The organism is Nostoc sp. (genome assembly GCF_036916985.1).
Taxonomy (GTDB): Bacteria; Cyanobacteriota; Cyanobacteriia; order Cyanobacteriales; family Nostocaceae; genus Nostoc.
Window position 1 is genome coordinate 1 of record NZ_JBALFD010000044.1, and the last position, 16,452, is coordinate 16,452.

Sequence of the window (16,452 nt, forward strand, 5' to 3'; positions counted from 1 at the left end):
AGCAATTGTCGGTGGATTGGCAATTCTCAACCGCAGATGCTCGCATCCGCCTCAACCGTCTTTACCCACAAATAGAAAACTGACAGACCACTAGTGGCTTCGTGCAAATAACCAACGTAAGGGTCTAAACCAGCTAGATGTACCGCAGCCGTTACCTGAACTTGCAAAAGTCCATAAGCAAACCCCAATAAAGCATTGACCGCATCAGTAGGAGGACGACGATTTCTGCCATTAAATGACCATTGTTCCTTAAGCATCACCGACCAAGCCGCAAAATATTCTCGTGCTGCCAATCCTTCAACCCCACGGACTTCATCGAGGGTTGTTTTTTCTTTAACTAGCTGTTTGCGAGATTTTAGGGGATTGTCTTTTTGGTCGTGGCGATATAAAACACTATATTGATTGTGGATTTTGCCCGTCACAATAGTTTTGACAATCTCTAAACGATGTGCAGCGTCACAGTAAGCAGCATATTGTGCCAGCCGCAACTGACCATTACGCGAGTATCCCGGAAGCGCCGAACCCAAGTATTTACCAAAACCAGAAAGGTAATGTACAGGCATTCCCAATTCCAAAGCATATACTAAAGCATCGCCAGTCATCTGGGGATTCCCCATCAATACGACTTGTTCGACAGTTTGGGCGGGAACTGATTTTTTCTCCCAGTTGCCATCTTCTTGTTTTAAAGCGACTTTAAAAGCTTCCGCAGCTTTACTTAAAACTGCATCGGGTTGAGTGACGTAGAGAATAGACATATTTTAGACCTCCAGACGTAATTTTTTGATTTCTTTTGGCAAGCAAATTTTCTGCAAGCTGCAATCTTGACACTTTTTCGGGTGGTCAATTGGTGGTGGCATTGCTTTGCCAAGTGCAGCCCGCGCCGCCTGAATTGCTTGTTCTGTGGCTTGTCGCAATTCGGGAGTAAAAATTACTCGTTGGCGGCGGCGGTTGGCGTAGTAAAAAATTTCTCCATAAGGAATGGAATCTCCGGTGCGTTCTTCTAGACACAAAGCCGCGCCGCAGAGTTGAAAATGGTCGCTGAGGTGGTTGGCCATGCGTCCCTTTTTAAATTCTAAAGGGATTAACTGGCGATCTATTTCTTCTACCGCATCAATGATACCGTTGATTAAGAGGCGATCGCACCACACCCACTGATGTCGATAAATTACCTTATCGCCTTCAACAGACTTACCTTCATCATCAACATTGCGGTGCAGATGACGACCAATAATTATATGTTCGTTATCGGCATTTTCCCCAAGTTCGTATTCCAGAAAAAAACGACGCGGGCAATATTCCCAAGCATTTAAATAAGCTAGGGGTAGATAGTATTTTTCGTCCATTTATCTTTTCACTTTTTTTTTGAATTTTGAATTTTGAATTTTGAATTTGCTATTTGCGTCTGTCCCATTCCCATCGCAGTTTTACGCCCTACCCCAGCAAAGAAGGCAAAGTTTGCCAAAATAGTCGCAATTCGAGCCGTTTCAGCATCACTAAATCGGTAACATACCCAACCCTGCGCCCCAACTTCCGTACCTCCTTCCATCTTCAGGGCATAGGTTTTGAGTTCGTAGGCTGTAACCAAAGCATTCCATTCACAATTAGGAAGATGATATTGTTCCGGTGCAAAAATATTCCACCGCCGATGCAGCGAGTTAAACACTAATTCAGGTAGCGGAAATGTCTGCACATTTTTATTTTGTTTGAAGCTAGTAGCAGATAAAAAATGCAATTCAATATCATTTAAAACCTGTGGAGGATGAGATAATAAAGCATAATCAGCCGCACCTGCTAATTGGTGTGTTCCCGGTAGTGCGTAGAGATGACGCAGTACAAACGGAAAATCTGCTAATACTAAAGACTGGGTTTCCGAACATTCAAACCCGCGCATCAACGGTTCAACTAAAGCCCCATCTAATAAACTAATGCGAAAATAAAAATAATCTCCCACCCGCACCCCAGCTTGACGGCGATTTCCTAACAAAGGCGAAATAGTCAATGGTGGATTTTGACTTGCATGGATAGTTTCAGCTACAGATGGGTTTGCGGCTGCTAACCATTTGAGTACTAGGGCGTGTAATGCACGAGATAAAGTAGCGGGGATATCCCCTACAGCCGCAGCCGCAAGTTCAACAACAATTGAATGTAATGTCGAAAATTTATGCTGCTGCAACGACGTTTCCGGCTCCATAAAATATTCCTGTTGGTAGATGAATTTCTTCTGGTAATTGTTGACTTTGCTGTGTAGTCAATGTTGACTTAAAATCTTGCCAATCATCTTTTTTAGTGACTAAATATTCACCATGTAACTGCGCCTGACTTACCAAACTCACAGGCGGCATAACAATGCGGTTATAAAGTAGAATTCGAGTCAAAGTTGGCAAATCTAACGGGTTTAAAGGATGCAGACAGGTGTATTCACCAGATTTATTTTGGATGACTTTATCAGGAATTTTTACCGCTTCAACTCTAATTTTTGAAGCCCATTTACCCAAACGTATCCAACGCGGTAATTTGATAGTTTCTGGGGCGATAATATAAGTACGATATTGGCTACCTACAGCTAATTCTTTAGCCCTTCCGTAATTAATGGGATAATTTTTATCTGCACCTTTATCGCCAAACTGTTTTGACTTGCCATAATACCCAACTTGAGCCGATTTAAAAGTATTAATTTGATAAGACCAACTGATAGGTTGAGCGGGGAATACATAAATTCCGGCTTGATTGAGATGGAGTAAATTTTGTTCAGCATTTGCATCTAAATATGTTGGTTTTTGTGCTAATTCTCCTTGCAGTCGGTAGGGTTGAGGAATGTAATTAATAGTAAACAGTGCAAAACTCAGTCCCCAATTATGTAAATATTTTTCAGTTTCATAGAGAATTCCCATCTCTCGCGTAGCGAAGAAAACGTTATCATGTAGCGTCAAGGTGCAGTGATATAGTGCCATAGCAAGCAATTTTTGATTGTAGAAGTAGCGTGTGTTATGCCGTAGGCTAACGCACCTTAATTTACTGGAAGAACCTCTCCCCCAACCCCTCTCCGCCTCGGAGAGGGGAGTTTTGCTCCTTAGTTTTTCCAAGGGGAGTTTTGCTCCCCCTTCCCTTGTAGGGAAGGGGGCTGGGGGGTTAGGTTTTTGATTGAATCAATGTTCTACAAGTAGGGTGTGTTATTAATGCACTTCCTGGTTACATAGCTCTGCCTCATTTTTATTTTATGGGAGGTGGAGCCTCCAGCTAATGCATTCCCAGCCTGGAGACTGGGAACCGAGATAATTACGAATTACTTTTACCTTTCTTTTTCAAAGCTCCAAAAGATTCTGAATAGACTTTAGTTTGCCCATATAGTGAAGTTATAGTTTCTAATAAACGCGCTTCATCTTGATAAAGTGCGTTAACTTCAGCAACTAAATCATCTAACTCTGAACCAAAAACTAGTTTTGTTTTGCGTACAGGTTCATCATTAAGTAAATTATTTGCCACCGTTTCTACCTGTTGTAAAACATCACTAATGGGAGCATCGATATCACCTTTTAAAGCATCGTGAAGTGCTTGAGTCAAATGCAAATTACTAAATATTTCACCATCGCAAAATGCAATCCCTGCCAGATAATTTCGCATTGTTCCCGTGCGCGATTCTTGAGCGCCATATCTTTTAGTGCGTAGTAAATTCCCTAAAACGTAGAGAAAGCCTTCATAAGTAGAGTCGCGTAGAGTTTCTATTGTGGGAAATGTTACCTCTGGAATAACGTGATCTAATTCGTTAATACTGCTTCGCATTTCTCCAGCTTCACTCATTGTTCCACCTTCAAAGGGTGCATTGAATGTAAAACTGCGATGAGATGTTTCGTAAGCACTCAAAGAAAAAGCGGAGTCAGAATAGACTTTAGAACGTTCCGAACCACTATCACCGATCGCAAAGCCATAAATAATACAATCTGGACATTTTTTACAGGATTTCTCACCATTATATTCACAGTGTTTATCCTTATTTGCCTCATCAGCGCTGGTAAGATTTAAACCACGCAGTAATTCGCGTCCAGCCAGTCGTTCCGGGGTGGTTTGTTTGCGCTTAAACATTACCAAACGACTGATTTGTTTTTTACTTTCATCTGTATCACCTAAACCCGCTTGGGTGCGTGCAGTGTTGAGAATTCCATCTGTTTGGAATACAGGGAATGATTGACTATGACGTAACAGAATGAAGTGAATATATTTCCCAGAAGCCAAGCGGGGAAATGCCGATTTAAATTCAGATTTTAAGGTTGTGAGAATGCTCATGATTTTGCTCCTGATAATTTAGATTGAGAGGGTAATAAAAAATGAAAAGTTAGGATACTTTTGCAGATTTTTCTTGCAAAGCTAACCAGCGATAAGCAAATTCAGCACCCGATTTAATCCGGTTACGGTTCTCTTGTAATAAAGCGCGATCGCCTTTATAAAGTTCCAAAAATAATTCGCGGACACAGGTTGTCATAAACGTATGGATTGCAGTTAATTCCCGTTCTTCTCTTGTGGTTCTATCTGTTGATTTATCCATCATTAAAGGACGTTTATAAACTTCTTGACGCGCCAAAGCATCTTTAATTTGTCCAGAAGCTTGCAAAATTAAATCATCCACATCAACTTGTTGGGGAACTGACAAAATTATTTCCAATGCTTTGGATATGGGTAGTAAGATTGTGTGACTCGATTCGCCAAGGTTTGCTTGATAAAACACGCGATATTGTTTTACCAATTTTTCAATTAATGTCATCAGATAAACTCCTTCATTTGTTTCTGATTTATCATGTTTTACCCAGATTTGGGCGTATTGCCAATAACGTTTAACTTCTTCTTGGCTAGGTATATCTCGTTTATCACGCCGTAATCCTTCTGTTGCTAAACAAAAAATATTGAGTACATTTGTTGTCACCTCTCGGACTGTTTTAATTAAATCTCGCCACTTAGCATCTGGCGGCGAACTGCAAGTATCTAAATGCAAACTGTAGGCAATTAAAAGCCGTTGCATAGCATTTTCAAAATCCTGAATCCGCAAGGAATTAGACAAGCCGAGTAAGTTCCAAAATGATGCAGGTGCATCGAGAATTACAGACTCTTTAAAATCGCGATCGCTATTATAAATTGGCACTGAACTACTAGTAGCTATGACCTTTACTCCTAGTAATATAGGCAGCGATAACGCTAAGAAAGCTGGTTGTACCCAAGCATCGCTGAGTGTTTTACCCCTTGTTGTTGTGTAACTCATGGCGATAAAAGGTAAATCTTCTTTATTGTATTTATCCTCATTAAATCGTCCTAATTTAGCTTCATCAGTTAACCAAGGGATTGATTGCAAAGCATTAATATTCATCTCCTTCTCTAGCCATTGCTTACGAACATCCCAAAGATTGATAAACTTCATATTATTGACTAACAATTTGATAGCAGCAGCCGTCTGTGGAGAATAAACGTAAGCAGGAAAAATATATAAAAATACTGGCTGTTGTTCTTCTAACTTTCCGGCTGGTACTGACCAAAAAGCTTGTCGCAATAACATTTCTAGAGCATATATTTTGGAAATTCCTCGTTTGATTTGTCTACCACCAAGAGCATTTTTATTACTATATTGCTGCGGTTTAAATAAAACTACCGAATCCATCTGATCTTCAGATGCAAACTCACCAGAACTTAAAGAACAAATTGGTTGTTTAGCAAGCTTTGTTTTAGCATCAGCATAAGCTGTAAACTCTGCACAAAATGACGGATGATTACTTTCCCATCCTTTAACTTCTAAATATTGCGCTAAATAATCAGAGAAAATCTCACGAATCGGGCTAGAATGTGATGGTAATAAGTTATTTTCACTCGCCCAATTAGCTAAATCTTCCGCCCAAATTTCAATGCGTTCTGCAATATCTTCTGGTTTGAAAGTTGCATGATTCGCAACATAATATGCTGCTGCATGATACCAGCCATAATTTACACCACCTGATTGAATTTGGGTTTGTTCGGGTAAAATTTTGTCTTGAATTCCTAATTTATTTAGTATCCAATTGATATATTCAGTTGAATCACCAAAAAATTCTTTTTGAGTGAGAAAAATAAATTCAGCGATTCTATCAGCACGAATATCCGCACCTTGATTGAGAAATTCTCGCTCAGTTTCAGTTAAAGATAATTTCTCCAATCGTTTTGGGGTTGCAGGGTCTTTGATATTTGCGACTTTGACCTCAATTACCCGTGGAAGTTTCGGAATTAATTCGGCTGGGGAAAATAACTCTAATGTTTGTGGTGCTACTTTTAAACCCTTCCCATCACGCTTAAAACCAATATCTCCACCCAACATTTTACTACCCAAAACTCCGCTAATTTGACTCCAAATAAATTCTTGGAGTTCGTGAATATCTGGAGTTTCAATATCTGCTGGTGCTAGATAAATTACACCTTGAGCAAAAAATAAAATTGGCTCCCAATTTAGTTGTTTGGCAAAGTTCATTGTGGCATTATGAATACCATTACTCAAAATACCAATGGTATCTCGCAAGCGATGATAAACCAAGCTTTTATTAATATTTAAATACCGCAATCTTTCCCGCAGTCGTTGTCCTCCAGTTTGCGTATCAATATCTGCTGGATCGGTAAAATGTACTGCAATATCACCAAAAGCAAGCAGATGACGTAGGGGAACTTCTAAACGGCGACGATCTTTAATTTTAGGAAGAGGCCAGTTAGCAGGGTAAATATTTGTGCCGACTTTGTTTTGGGTATTTTGTGCCAAGTAGGCAATTTCTGTTAAATATTCCTGCCATTCTGGCCAAAATAATTGAAAGTTGAGTTTTTCTCCTAAATCACGACAGAGATTAAGAATTTCTTCGACTTGCCAATTTTTCGGTGTTTCTTCTCCTTGTCCGTTGCAATACTTGTTGTAGTCGTGCAAGGTTAATCCTAAGCAGAGTAGATATTTTTCAATTTCTGATAAAGGTTGAGGTAAATATTTACTGATGTTCCAAGCTGTTAATAAGCCATTGAGAACGTGAACTAGTAGATTCTGATCGGCACGACTTGACCAATTTTTTGCTTTTTCTTGAGCATAAGGGTCGCTAAGTTGAGATAATATTTGATAATGTGCTTTGTAAGAACCACCCAAGGCTGAAATTAAGGAAAATTCCTGTTCGAGAGATGGTAGTAATTTTTCGATATATAAATGCAGAATTGGGTCTGTATCTTTGGGGAGAGTTTCTATTAGTAGTGTTTGGAGTAAGGTGGACATAATTTTTTTTTAAACGCAAAGGGACGCTGAGGGAAGCGCAGAGGTGCGCGGAGGGGAATTTTAAAAGATGGAAGATTCAAAGCGGGTACTGGTGAATTTTTTTAACCGCCACTTTAAAGCTTCGAGAAGTAATGCATCTTGATTGAATGCACAAGCATAAGCTTCTTCGCTTGCATCAACTAAACGATGTAAACCAAATAACGGACTGAGATTAAGGGTACGGCTAACTTCCCAGTGGCTACTTAATTTATTTTTGTTGACTGGCACTAAAAAAGTAAGTAGTTTCTTTTGCCGTAAACAAGTAACTACGTCAGATTGAGGATGTCCAATTAAGCTTAATTTATCTATCAAAAAAAGTTCGCCAAACTTTAATTCGCTACTTGGACAATTTGATTGCAAACTAATATTATTAATTCGCTCGTCAACCCATGACTGAATGCGAAGATAAACGTTGATGAAATCCTCTGGAAATTCTTCTTCACCGCGTCCTGATTTATTGGCTGCATTTAAAAATGTCTCGCGGTTAATAATTTCTACCAGTGCATAAGGTAATAAGCGTAGTAAATCATAAGTGTAAAAGTTATTGCCATCCCAAACCGCAGCTTGTAGGGTTGAACCTCCGCGAAAACTTAAAAGTTGTTTTTGGGTGGCTTGACCAACAGGGTTATTTTGCATTGCAAACCACTGTTTACGTGCTGATTCCAAATCTTGAGAATATACGCGCTGCAAGTCTTCCGTCATGCGATCGCGCACTACCTGACTAACTTTCCCATTCTCTTGAGTCATCCGCGAAAACATCCCCTGTGCTTGCAATGCACCCCAACGCTGGCGATATTTTTCAAACTCCTTGGGGGGATCAAATGCAGTAGCGATCGCATCTGCTAAACTATCTCGCGTTACCCTTTGATTGACACTAAGTTTTTCTTGCAATCTGGCCATCACCCAAGGAGTATGACCCGGAACCAAAATAAATGCTGTGTAAGCGTTAAAACCGGGATGTCTACCCAAGCGTCCCAAACGCTGCATCACCGTCGCCGAATCACTGCTTTCAAAAATCAACAGGTGAATTTTAAAATCCACACCCACATCAACCGCAGATGTACCGACAACTAAAACAGGTTGTTCAGCGTCTTTCAAGTCACTTTGCACCTGTAATCTTTGCTGGCGATCGATGCGTCCGCTAATTTCTTGAACGATAACCCCCGGTAATAAAGCTTTCAGTAAACGAGTCACCTGTCCAGCTTTCGCCACCGAATTCACAATAATCAATCCCCTCGCTTTTGACTCCGCATTCAGAATTTGCTGAATGGTGGGAATCATTTCTTTTAACCATGTCTGCGTATCTGCATCCTTGGCTAATTCCACAAACTCTAATTCCACAGCTTGCAGAATTTGGCGAAACCCAGTTGTTTCCTCACTTGCATAAACTCCCTCAACCGTAGCCACCTTAAAGCCTGCTTTGCGTAATTGTTCAATAAAATCAGCTTTTGGCGTTGCAGAAGTAAACAAAAAACGTCTGGGACGAGATTGATTTTCTTGGCTGCGACGAATGAAAGCCAAACTATTTAAAGCAGCAGTTTCTTGATGACTACCAAAAATATGAAACTCATCAAACACCCACAAATCAGGCCATTCCGCCAATACCAACGGTAGTCTATCTCTACCATCAGCCGGATCAAAATATTGAAAGTGAGTGATGTAATGGAAAATATCAGGATTAGTCAGCAAAATTGGTTTTTGTTGAATCGCCAACAGCAATTCTTGAAACTTGTTACTCTTAACAGCTTGCTTAACCCGCCGACTTAATTCCGCACCAAATAAACGGTCTACTCGTTGAGAAGCATCCAAACCAAACATCTGATTGTAGTGATATTGCTGTTCGGCTTGGTCTTCCACCAGTTCGATTGTCGGATACAACCCCATAATCCGAAAATCAGGATTGATCAGTCCTGGTAAATTTGCACCCAGCGTCTTACCATCACCAGTTGCAGCTTGATTACAGATAATATCTGCATCTCCATGTATAATTTCTTTATAAGTCTTGGCTTGGTGCGATGATAGAGGACAAGCACATCCAAGCGGTGGTTGGAGCTTGGGAGCCTTTTGAGCGACAATACATTCAGAGGTACACCCAAGGGGACAATTCTCAACTCCTGGGTTGAGTTGAGAGTAAAGAGGTTGTAAAAAAAGCTTCACCTTACTTACCCTGTGTTATTGCACCCAGTTTAATACTGGTTTTGGAAATGTTGTAGTCAAAATTTGATATCAATGTTTTTTCTTTGCTTGATCGTGGATAACTTTTGTAAAGTTACATTTTGTCGAAGTGAGAAAATAAGCTATATAATCTGTAAGCAAGCAAAATTTTTGGCACGGGAAAGCACGGGCGAAAACCCCCCACCTCCCGCCAAATCGACAGAACCTTGACAAATCAATAGTTTCAGCGTTTTGAGTATTTTTTGCTTCGCTGTTAGCAATGTCTGAAATGGACTTTTAAAACAGTCTTGCCAAAATTGCTTCTAGAACTTGGTCTATAATTAGGGTGTGGCTCGCGGTCTTTCAAATAAATGATTCCCGGCAACGGGATTGAAACTAAACACATAGGGATCGTCCGTTTCACGTCACCTGCGACTTTCAAATAAATGATTCCCGGCAACGGGATTGAAACCTCTTCGACGATAATCACGCGCTCAGTGCCGACCAATCTTTCAAATAAATGATTCCCGGCAACGGGATTGAAACTTAAGCGCGGCACAATTGACCGATGGATCAGTTGTAAACTTTCAAATAAATGATTCCCGGCAACGGGATTGAAACTTTTACGACATTGTTTCACCATCTCTGACCAAGAAACTTTCAAATAAATGATTCCCGGCAACGGGATTGAAACAATCACATCTATGTAATGTTCGGATAACTGGAAGTACTTTCAAATAAATGATTCCCGGCAACGGGATTGAAACCGAGCGCCAGGAGCGCGGCGAGTGTCAATCAACTTTCAAATAAATGATTCCCGGCAACGGGATTGAAACTATTCATTCCTTCTGCATGGGTGCAAAGCGCGATCGCCTTTCAAATAAATGATTCCCGGCAACGGGATTGAAACCGCCCCAAACAATTACTGACCCAATTGCGGGCACAGGGAACTTTCAAATAAATGATTCCCGGCAACGGGATTGAAACTTTACATTTATTACCCATAAACTCTCTGAGTCCCTTCTTTCAAATAAATGATTCCCGGCAACGGGATTGAAACTTTAACAGTATTAGGTAAAGGAGGGCGATCGCCTCTTTCAAATAAATGATTCCCGGCAACGGGATTGAAACCGAAATGCTGCAAAGGCTGGCTAGTGAGTTAGAGACTTTCAAATAAATGATTCCCGGCAACGGGATTGAAACAGATATTTGGATCTGCTTCTGGAGTTGGAGGGTTACTCTTTCAAATAAATGATTCCCGGCAACGGGATTGAAACTTTCTGGATTTAAAGATGTCAAGATTGAGGGAAGTACTTTCAAATAAATGATTCCCGGCAACGGGATTGAAACTATTTGCATAGGGATCGTCTATTTCGTGTCACCATCGACTTTCAAATAAATGATTCCCGGCAACGGGATTGAAACGTTATAGTAGGTTGAGTTGCAGTTCCCGTATCTGTCTTTCAAATAAATGATTCCCGGCAACGGGATTGAAACGTAATATTGGGGGTACTACAGTTCAAAATGCTGATGGCTTTCAAATAAATGATTCCCGGCAACGGGATTGAAACATTTAGCCAGAGCGCGGATTATAGAGTTCCATCTCTTTCAAATAAATGATTCCCGGCAACGGGATTGAAACGGATTATCCTGTCGTCGTAATGCAATCTTCGCCCTCTTTCAAATAAATGATTCCCGGCAACGGGATTGAAACGAAAGTCGAAGAATCAGTGGCAAGGGAATCCTAAACTTTCAAATAAATGATTCCCGGCAACGGGATTGAAACCTCTGATCGTTTTAAATTCCCTGCTGCGCCAGCCGCTTTCAAATAAATGATTCCCGGCAACGGGATTGAAACCTGGCGACATTGCAGCCATGCGATCGCATTCAACTTTCAAATAAATGATTCCCGGCAACGGGATTGAAACATAAATACTGGTACTATCGCTACTGCTGGAGGGAGGGCTTTCAAATAAATGATTCCCGGCAACGGGATTGAAACACGTCGTTTTTAACGTCACAGATAACGACGTATAACTTTCAAATAAATGATTCCCGGCAACGGGATTGAAACGCAACCGCCGCTTGGCTGCCCTTCTCTTTAATCCGACTTTCAAATAAATGATTCCCGGCAACGGGATTGAAACAAACATCCCTTCCCTTGTAGGGAATGGGGGTTTTAAAGCCTCTCTCCGTTTCGGGGAGAGGTTTGGAGAGGGGTCTTTTTTCTTTTCTGGAGATGTCCATTGTCTCCCCGATTAACATTAACGTGAATTCGATTGCTCATATAATATCTACCCAATTTGCTCAATCAAAAAACCTCTAAGAAGGTTTTACTACGCAAAACCGTCCCTCTCCGACTCGGAGAGGGACAGACTTGAACTTTAGTTCAAGGCAGGGAGAGGTTCGTCGAACTCACGTAACATTACTACGCGTTTTGTCCTTTCGTCCATTCGCACCAGATTTATTGGTCGCAGCAGATTGCTCATCCTCACCGACATACGGTAAAAGGATTTCAGCTGCTCTGGCGTTGGCTCTATTTCACCTCCTTTATGATTCAAAATTTCCTCAACTCCCTTACCATAAGCTTTTTGGAATCCCGTATTTTCTCAAAACTTAATTAGGATTGCTATATAATCATTTTTTGATTGCAATATTTCTTGCTTGTATCTTTCTAAAATATGTCCTCCAAAAGTGACGGCAATTACAACCAAATCGCCTTTACTCTGGAAATCCTGAGACTTCTAGCCGAAAAGCCACGGTGGCGCGAAGAATTAGCAGATTTACTCTCAATTTTTCTAGAAAAACACGCTAAATCTGCTGATAATGCTGATGTTAAGCAAAAACTTACCCGCACGATTCGCAAACTTAGAGACTGCGGTATTGAAATTAAAAGTGGAACTCACAGCCCCTACGAACTAGTCGAATCAAATTTTCCCGTACTTCTCTCTACCAAACAGCGAGAAGCCCTTGCAGTAGCCGCATATTTCCTAGCTGATATGGGCTTCTCGGCGCAAGCAAGCCAAATTCAACGCATCGGTAACTTAACAGAGTCGGATATTCCAGCGTTTATTAAAGTTAATTTTAGTCCTCCTGTTGACTATAGCGAAAATAAATTAGATATCATCGTTCGCCAACTCCAAGAACGCCTTGTGCAACAATGTCGCTATACTATTCGTTATCAAAGTAAACCAGGAGCAGAAGGGCGAATCTGGGATATTGACCGTTCAGAATTGCGACTACACGATGGTGTTTTGTACCTATTTGCATTTATCCCTGATTGGCGTTCTTGGCGGTTTGACTATTGGCATAACATCGACCAAAATCATATCTTTCGCCTTGACAAAATCGCCAGCGTTGGTGCTGCATCCGATACTCATTGGGTATCTTGTGACTTTCCCACATTGAAAATCTGCTATCGCACGAGTGGACAACTATCTAATTATCAACCTCGACGCAAGGATGAAACGATTATTGACAGCGACCCAGAAGGAAATTTCTGTGACATCGAAGCAACAGTAGATTATTGGTTTTGGTTTCGCCAGCGCATCTTAAAATATGGGGTCAATGCTCAAATATTAAGTCCACAAAACTTAGCTGATGAAATTAAAAAAGAGTACGAGAAGATATGGAAAAAATTATCATCAGATGAAAACAGTAAAAATTAAAGGTTCCTCAGTAATAGTCTGTCAAGTTTAATAAGAACCACGACTTCTCAAAGAAGTCGTGGTTCTTAGTCTCTCGATTTTCACAATTTATTTAGGATTGCTATATGTTCTACCTTTTCAGGCTTCATTTGCATAATTTCAAACTTCCAGTCTGAAGAATAATCAGATAACTCATAACCAACACTCTTAACATGAGCCAACATCAACTCATCGCGTTGATGCCAAACAGCAAATATTTTCTCTCTGCCATCATCTAGGGTTTCTAAATCAATTTGATAAACCTCATTGACTCGCTTCAACTTCAAACCCAACAAATTTAATAGCCGGCTGAGTATTTTTATTGCTGAAACCTGCTCTTTATCACCAACTAAATTAATCCCAAGCGCTCTTTTAATATGCTTACTATGCTGAAAAGCAACATTTTTTAGCAATATCAAATCTGGCTCATTCTCAGAAAACTCTCGTTTTTCTTCAATAAACTGAAGCATTCCTAATGCTCTCATCGCCTCAACTTTGAGCGTGTAAGTTTTTAAATCTGGGAGAAAAACTTTCCCTTCACCCCAAGACAATTGCTGATGCCATTCTTGCTCATCTCTAACATGAAAATATTCGCTCTCGTGAGTTAAATAATAGTGAATTAAAAGTTGACGATAATATCCTTGGTCATCCTGCAACTTTAGCCACGGAGTAGCTTCCACACCATACCTTTGTCTAATAACATATTTGTTGATTTGATTCCGTTCTCCATCAGTTAGGGAATGCTTCACTAACAATTGCTCATATTCTACATAGTCGATATCTTTAGCATTAGCTACAGCAGTTGCTAATGATAGTTGATTTTGCTGCTTAATCTCTTTGATTTTACGTTTAATTTCTTTAGCTTTTTGACGGCTTTGTGCCCAATCTTTTTGAACTTTGACAATTTCTAAAACTAATCTTCTGCGGGTAGCTAAATCATTTACATCAGTAGCCAAAAAGGCCAGGCGTAAATCTCGAATAATATTATTGTGGACTGCATTACTCCGCATCTGAATTTGATGACCATCAGCAACTAAACCATCTTGCATCGATTGACGGTAAAGGCGGATAGAAGCATTTACCCTTGCAGATAACTTCGCCCAAGTTCGCAAATGAATCGGGTCATAAACTAAAGGTAAATCCACATCTATTTTATGTAACGGACTCAGCAAAGCTAAGTTTTCTTTTTGATTTTCCTGATACCAATCAGATAACAAGCGATAATTTGTACTCCCACTACCAATTAGACCAATACCTCGTTTAGCGCACCAAACAATACGCGGCACATCATCTCTGACTCTTGCTAAAGCTTGTCTTGCTTCTGAGTCAGGAATTACCCCTTGAAAAATGCCATAAACTCGGTCGAAATGTTGGACATCAATACTAATTCCTGTACCGAGGCTAGGGGTAACAAAAACGCCGTCATATTCAGATATTTTTTGATTAATCGCAGCAATAAAATCAACTGCTGCGTGACCAGGTGTATTTGTAGTGTGACTACTAACTACCAGAGTTTTAGGAAACTGTCGCCGTAATTTTTGTAGTCGCTCTTTTAAATAACGTTCAATTGTTTCACAACTATAACGCCCAGCGCGACTATCGGTAGTGACATAACATTTACGTCCAGCAAGTAAATCTAATTCTAATTGGTGAATTAATGGTGTTGGATTCGGCGAATCATAAAAAGTCACATCCCAACCATGCTGAGGCTTCCACTGGTTGAGAACTACCCAAGGTGTTAATTTAATTCCTGCCAATCCCTGTAAATATTCTAGCGAAACATCTGATAAATCAGCATCTTGGGCAATTACTAACCCTCCAGTTGTTAAAACTGTAGCAATTAGTTGCTGGAATAATTTTAATATTTTTACCCGCTTGTGTTTACAAGTATTACTGTTTAACAGATGCCATAGAGATTGCTCTACTTCATCTAAAATTACTATTGCCCCGTGCCAGTTTTCCGGGTTAAGTTTCCAAATCGAATCTACACACAAGCCCAGAGATTGTTGAGGAAAAGGAGAGCGGAGGATAGGAGGAGCGGGGGTAAGTGTTTGATCAATTTTTTTATCCCCATTTTCTTTATTTGTTCCCCATTGGATACCAATTTTTTCACACAAAAATCTTCCAAGCAGGATTCTATGAGTAATTAATAAAACTGGTTGTTTTCTACTTTTCGCCTGCTGAACAACGCTTTGTAATGCGGTAGTTTTTCCCGTTCCTTTGGCTGATTTTACCCCGACTAATCCCGAAGTGGGGAAAGGGATTTCACCTATATAAGGACGGTTGAAGGTGAGTGCAGCCGGAATGTTTAACTCGGTGTGTGGTTTGGTTTGAGCAAGATAAATTTCTAAATCAACACTTTGGCGATAAACTTTCTCGAAACTACTTGCACCTTTAGCAATAATAAATTCATCAACCCCTTTTTCCATTCCTGGAAGTTCGATAACTTTAACAGGGCAATTTTTTTGCTGGAATAAACAACCAAGTTGAGAAATAGCATTATTTACAGCAGCGATTGTCTTGGGCTGAGTTTCAAAATCAAAGCAAATGTAAAAGCTGCGTTTTGTAATTGCAAAGGCTGCTAAATCAGGAATTAGCTGACGACGGGTGACTTTGCCAAACTCATCTTTAACAACCCGATAACCACTGGTAATTCCAGGAATGGCAATAGCTACATATCCTTGCGTCAACAAGGTAGCTGCTTTCTTTACACCCTCGCAGATAATTAGGGGAATGTTCTGTTGCATCACCCATTGCCAAAAGCCTCCAGCTTCACCATCAGGAGTAATGGAGATATTGTCAGGCATGACCAGATTGTAACGCCCAGCCACTTGCTGCCACACTGGCAAAGTTACCCGCAAACAAAACACCCGCGTTGGTGTGCTGGGGGGATGCTCGTATTTGATGGACTTGCCATTGTGATTTTGTCGGGGTTGGTTTGGCTTAAAGCATCCCCATTCCATCATTTGCCAATTATTCAGAGGGTCTAGTCCCGAACACCACCAACCACCTTCAGTGATATGAGCATAACGCTGCAACCATCCAGCTTTCAACATTCCGGTATTGGTGCGGGGGAGTAGCTCAGAAATCAATAGGTACTCATAAGCTGTTACGCCTTGGAGTGACTTAAAATTGAGTTGCACTAAGTGTAAGTCTATACCACTACTCTTGACTAATTCTTCAAGGTGTTGGGGGTGTAAATAGTGCAGATGCATAGGGAAAAGCCCAAAGGGAAAGTCAATGAGATTAAAACACTAACATGCATCTGCTTTTTTTCTATAAGAGAGATTGCGAGGCTTTTATGATGCTTTTTTTACTTCG

At 40.5% G+C, this 16,452-nt stretch carries 10 protein-coding genes and 1 CRISPR repeat array; of the genes, 1 reads left to right on the forward strand and 9 read right to left on the reverse strand.

What is annotated here, in order from left to right:
• Window positions 1-26: 26 nt before the first annotated feature.
• From cas1 to V7L07_RS33495, 8 genes are all read right to left on the reverse strand, one after another.
• Complete coding sequence (cas1, locus tag V7L07_RS15715) at window positions 27-755, reverse strand: CRISPR-associated endonuclease Cas1 (protein ID WP_335059311.1); 729 nt, start codon at window positions 753-755, stop codon at window positions 27-29.
• Between the two features lie 3 nt (window positions 756-758).
• On the reverse strand, window positions 759-1,343 hold the full coding sequence (gene cas4, locus V7L07_RS15720) for a CRISPR-associated protein Cas4 (RefSeq protein WP_335059313.1): 585 nt from the start codon (window positions 1,341-1,343) through the stop codon (window positions 759-761).
• A gap of 8 nt (window positions 1,344-1,351) precedes the next feature.
• Window positions 1,352-2,191, reverse strand: a complete 840-nt coding sequence (cas6, locus tag V7L07_RS15725) for a CRISPR system precrRNA processing endoribonuclease RAMP protein Cas6 (RefSeq protein ID WP_335059316.1) — start codon at window positions 2,189-2,191, stop codon at window positions 1,352-1,354.
• On the reverse strand, window positions 2,160-2,951 hold the full coding sequence (gene cas5d / locus V7L07_RS15730) for a type I-D CRISPR-associated protein Cas5/Csc1 (protein WP_335059318.1): 792 nt from the start codon (window positions 2,949-2,951) through the stop codon (window positions 2,160-2,162). The genes cas6 and cas5d overlap by 32 nt, the downstream gene beginning before the upstream one ends.
• 325 nt (window positions 2,952-3,276) lie before the next feature.
• Window positions 3,277-4,281: a type I-D CRISPR-associated protein Cas7/Csc2 gene (gene cas7d / locus V7L07_RS15735; RefSeq protein WP_335059320.1), complete on the reverse strand. Its 1,005-nt coding sequence runs from the start codon at window positions 4,279-4,281 to the stop codon at window positions 3,277-3,279.
• A 49-nt stretch (window positions 4,282-4,330) separates the two neighbouring features.
• Window positions 4,331-7,252, reverse strand: a complete 2,922-nt coding sequence (cas10d, locus tag V7L07_RS15740) for a type I-D CRISPR-associated protein Cas10d/Csc3 (RefSeq protein WP_335059322.1) — start codon at window positions 7,250-7,252, stop codon at window positions 4,331-4,333.
• A 60-nt stretch (window positions 7,253-7,312) separates the two neighbouring features.
• Window positions 7,313-9,448, reverse strand: a complete 2,136-nt coding sequence (gene cas3, locus V7L07_RS15745) for a type I-D CRISPR-associated helicase Cas3' (RefSeq protein WP_335059324.1) — start codon at window positions 9,446-9,448, stop codon at window positions 7,313-7,315.
• Between the two features lie 357 nt (window positions 9,449-9,805).
• Window positions 9,806-11,592: direct repeats of the CRISPR family, unit length 37 nt; unit sequence CTTTCAAATAAATGATTCCCGGCAACGGGATTGAAAC.
• A 237-nt stretch (window positions 11,593-11,829) separates the two neighbouring features.
• The gene (locus tag V7L07_RS33495) at window positions 11,830-12,006 is read right to left on the reverse strand and encodes a DUF6888 family protein (protein WP_442936060.1); all 177 of its coding nucleotides are present in this window, start codon (window positions 12,004-12,006) and stop codon (window positions 11,830-11,832) included.
• A 120-nt stretch (window positions 12,007-12,126) separates the two neighbouring features.
• Between V7L07_RS33495 and V7L07_RS15750 the strand changes: the two genes are divergently transcribed.
• Window positions 12,127-13,113, forward strand: a complete 987-nt coding sequence (locus V7L07_RS15750; protein WP_335059326.1) for a helix-turn-helix transcriptional regulator — start codon at window positions 12,127-12,129, stop codon at window positions 13,111-13,113.
• 80 nt (window positions 13,114-13,193) lie between these two features.
• On the opposite strand, the gene V7L07_RS15755 is transcribed toward V7L07_RS15750, so the two are convergent.
• On the reverse strand, window positions 13,194-16,346 hold the full coding sequence (locus tag V7L07_RS15755) for a plasmid replication protein, CyRepA1 family (RefSeq protein ID WP_335059328.1): 3,153 nt from the start codon (window positions 16,344-16,346) through the stop codon (window positions 13,194-13,196).
• Window positions 16,347-16,452: the final 106 nt, after the last annotated feature.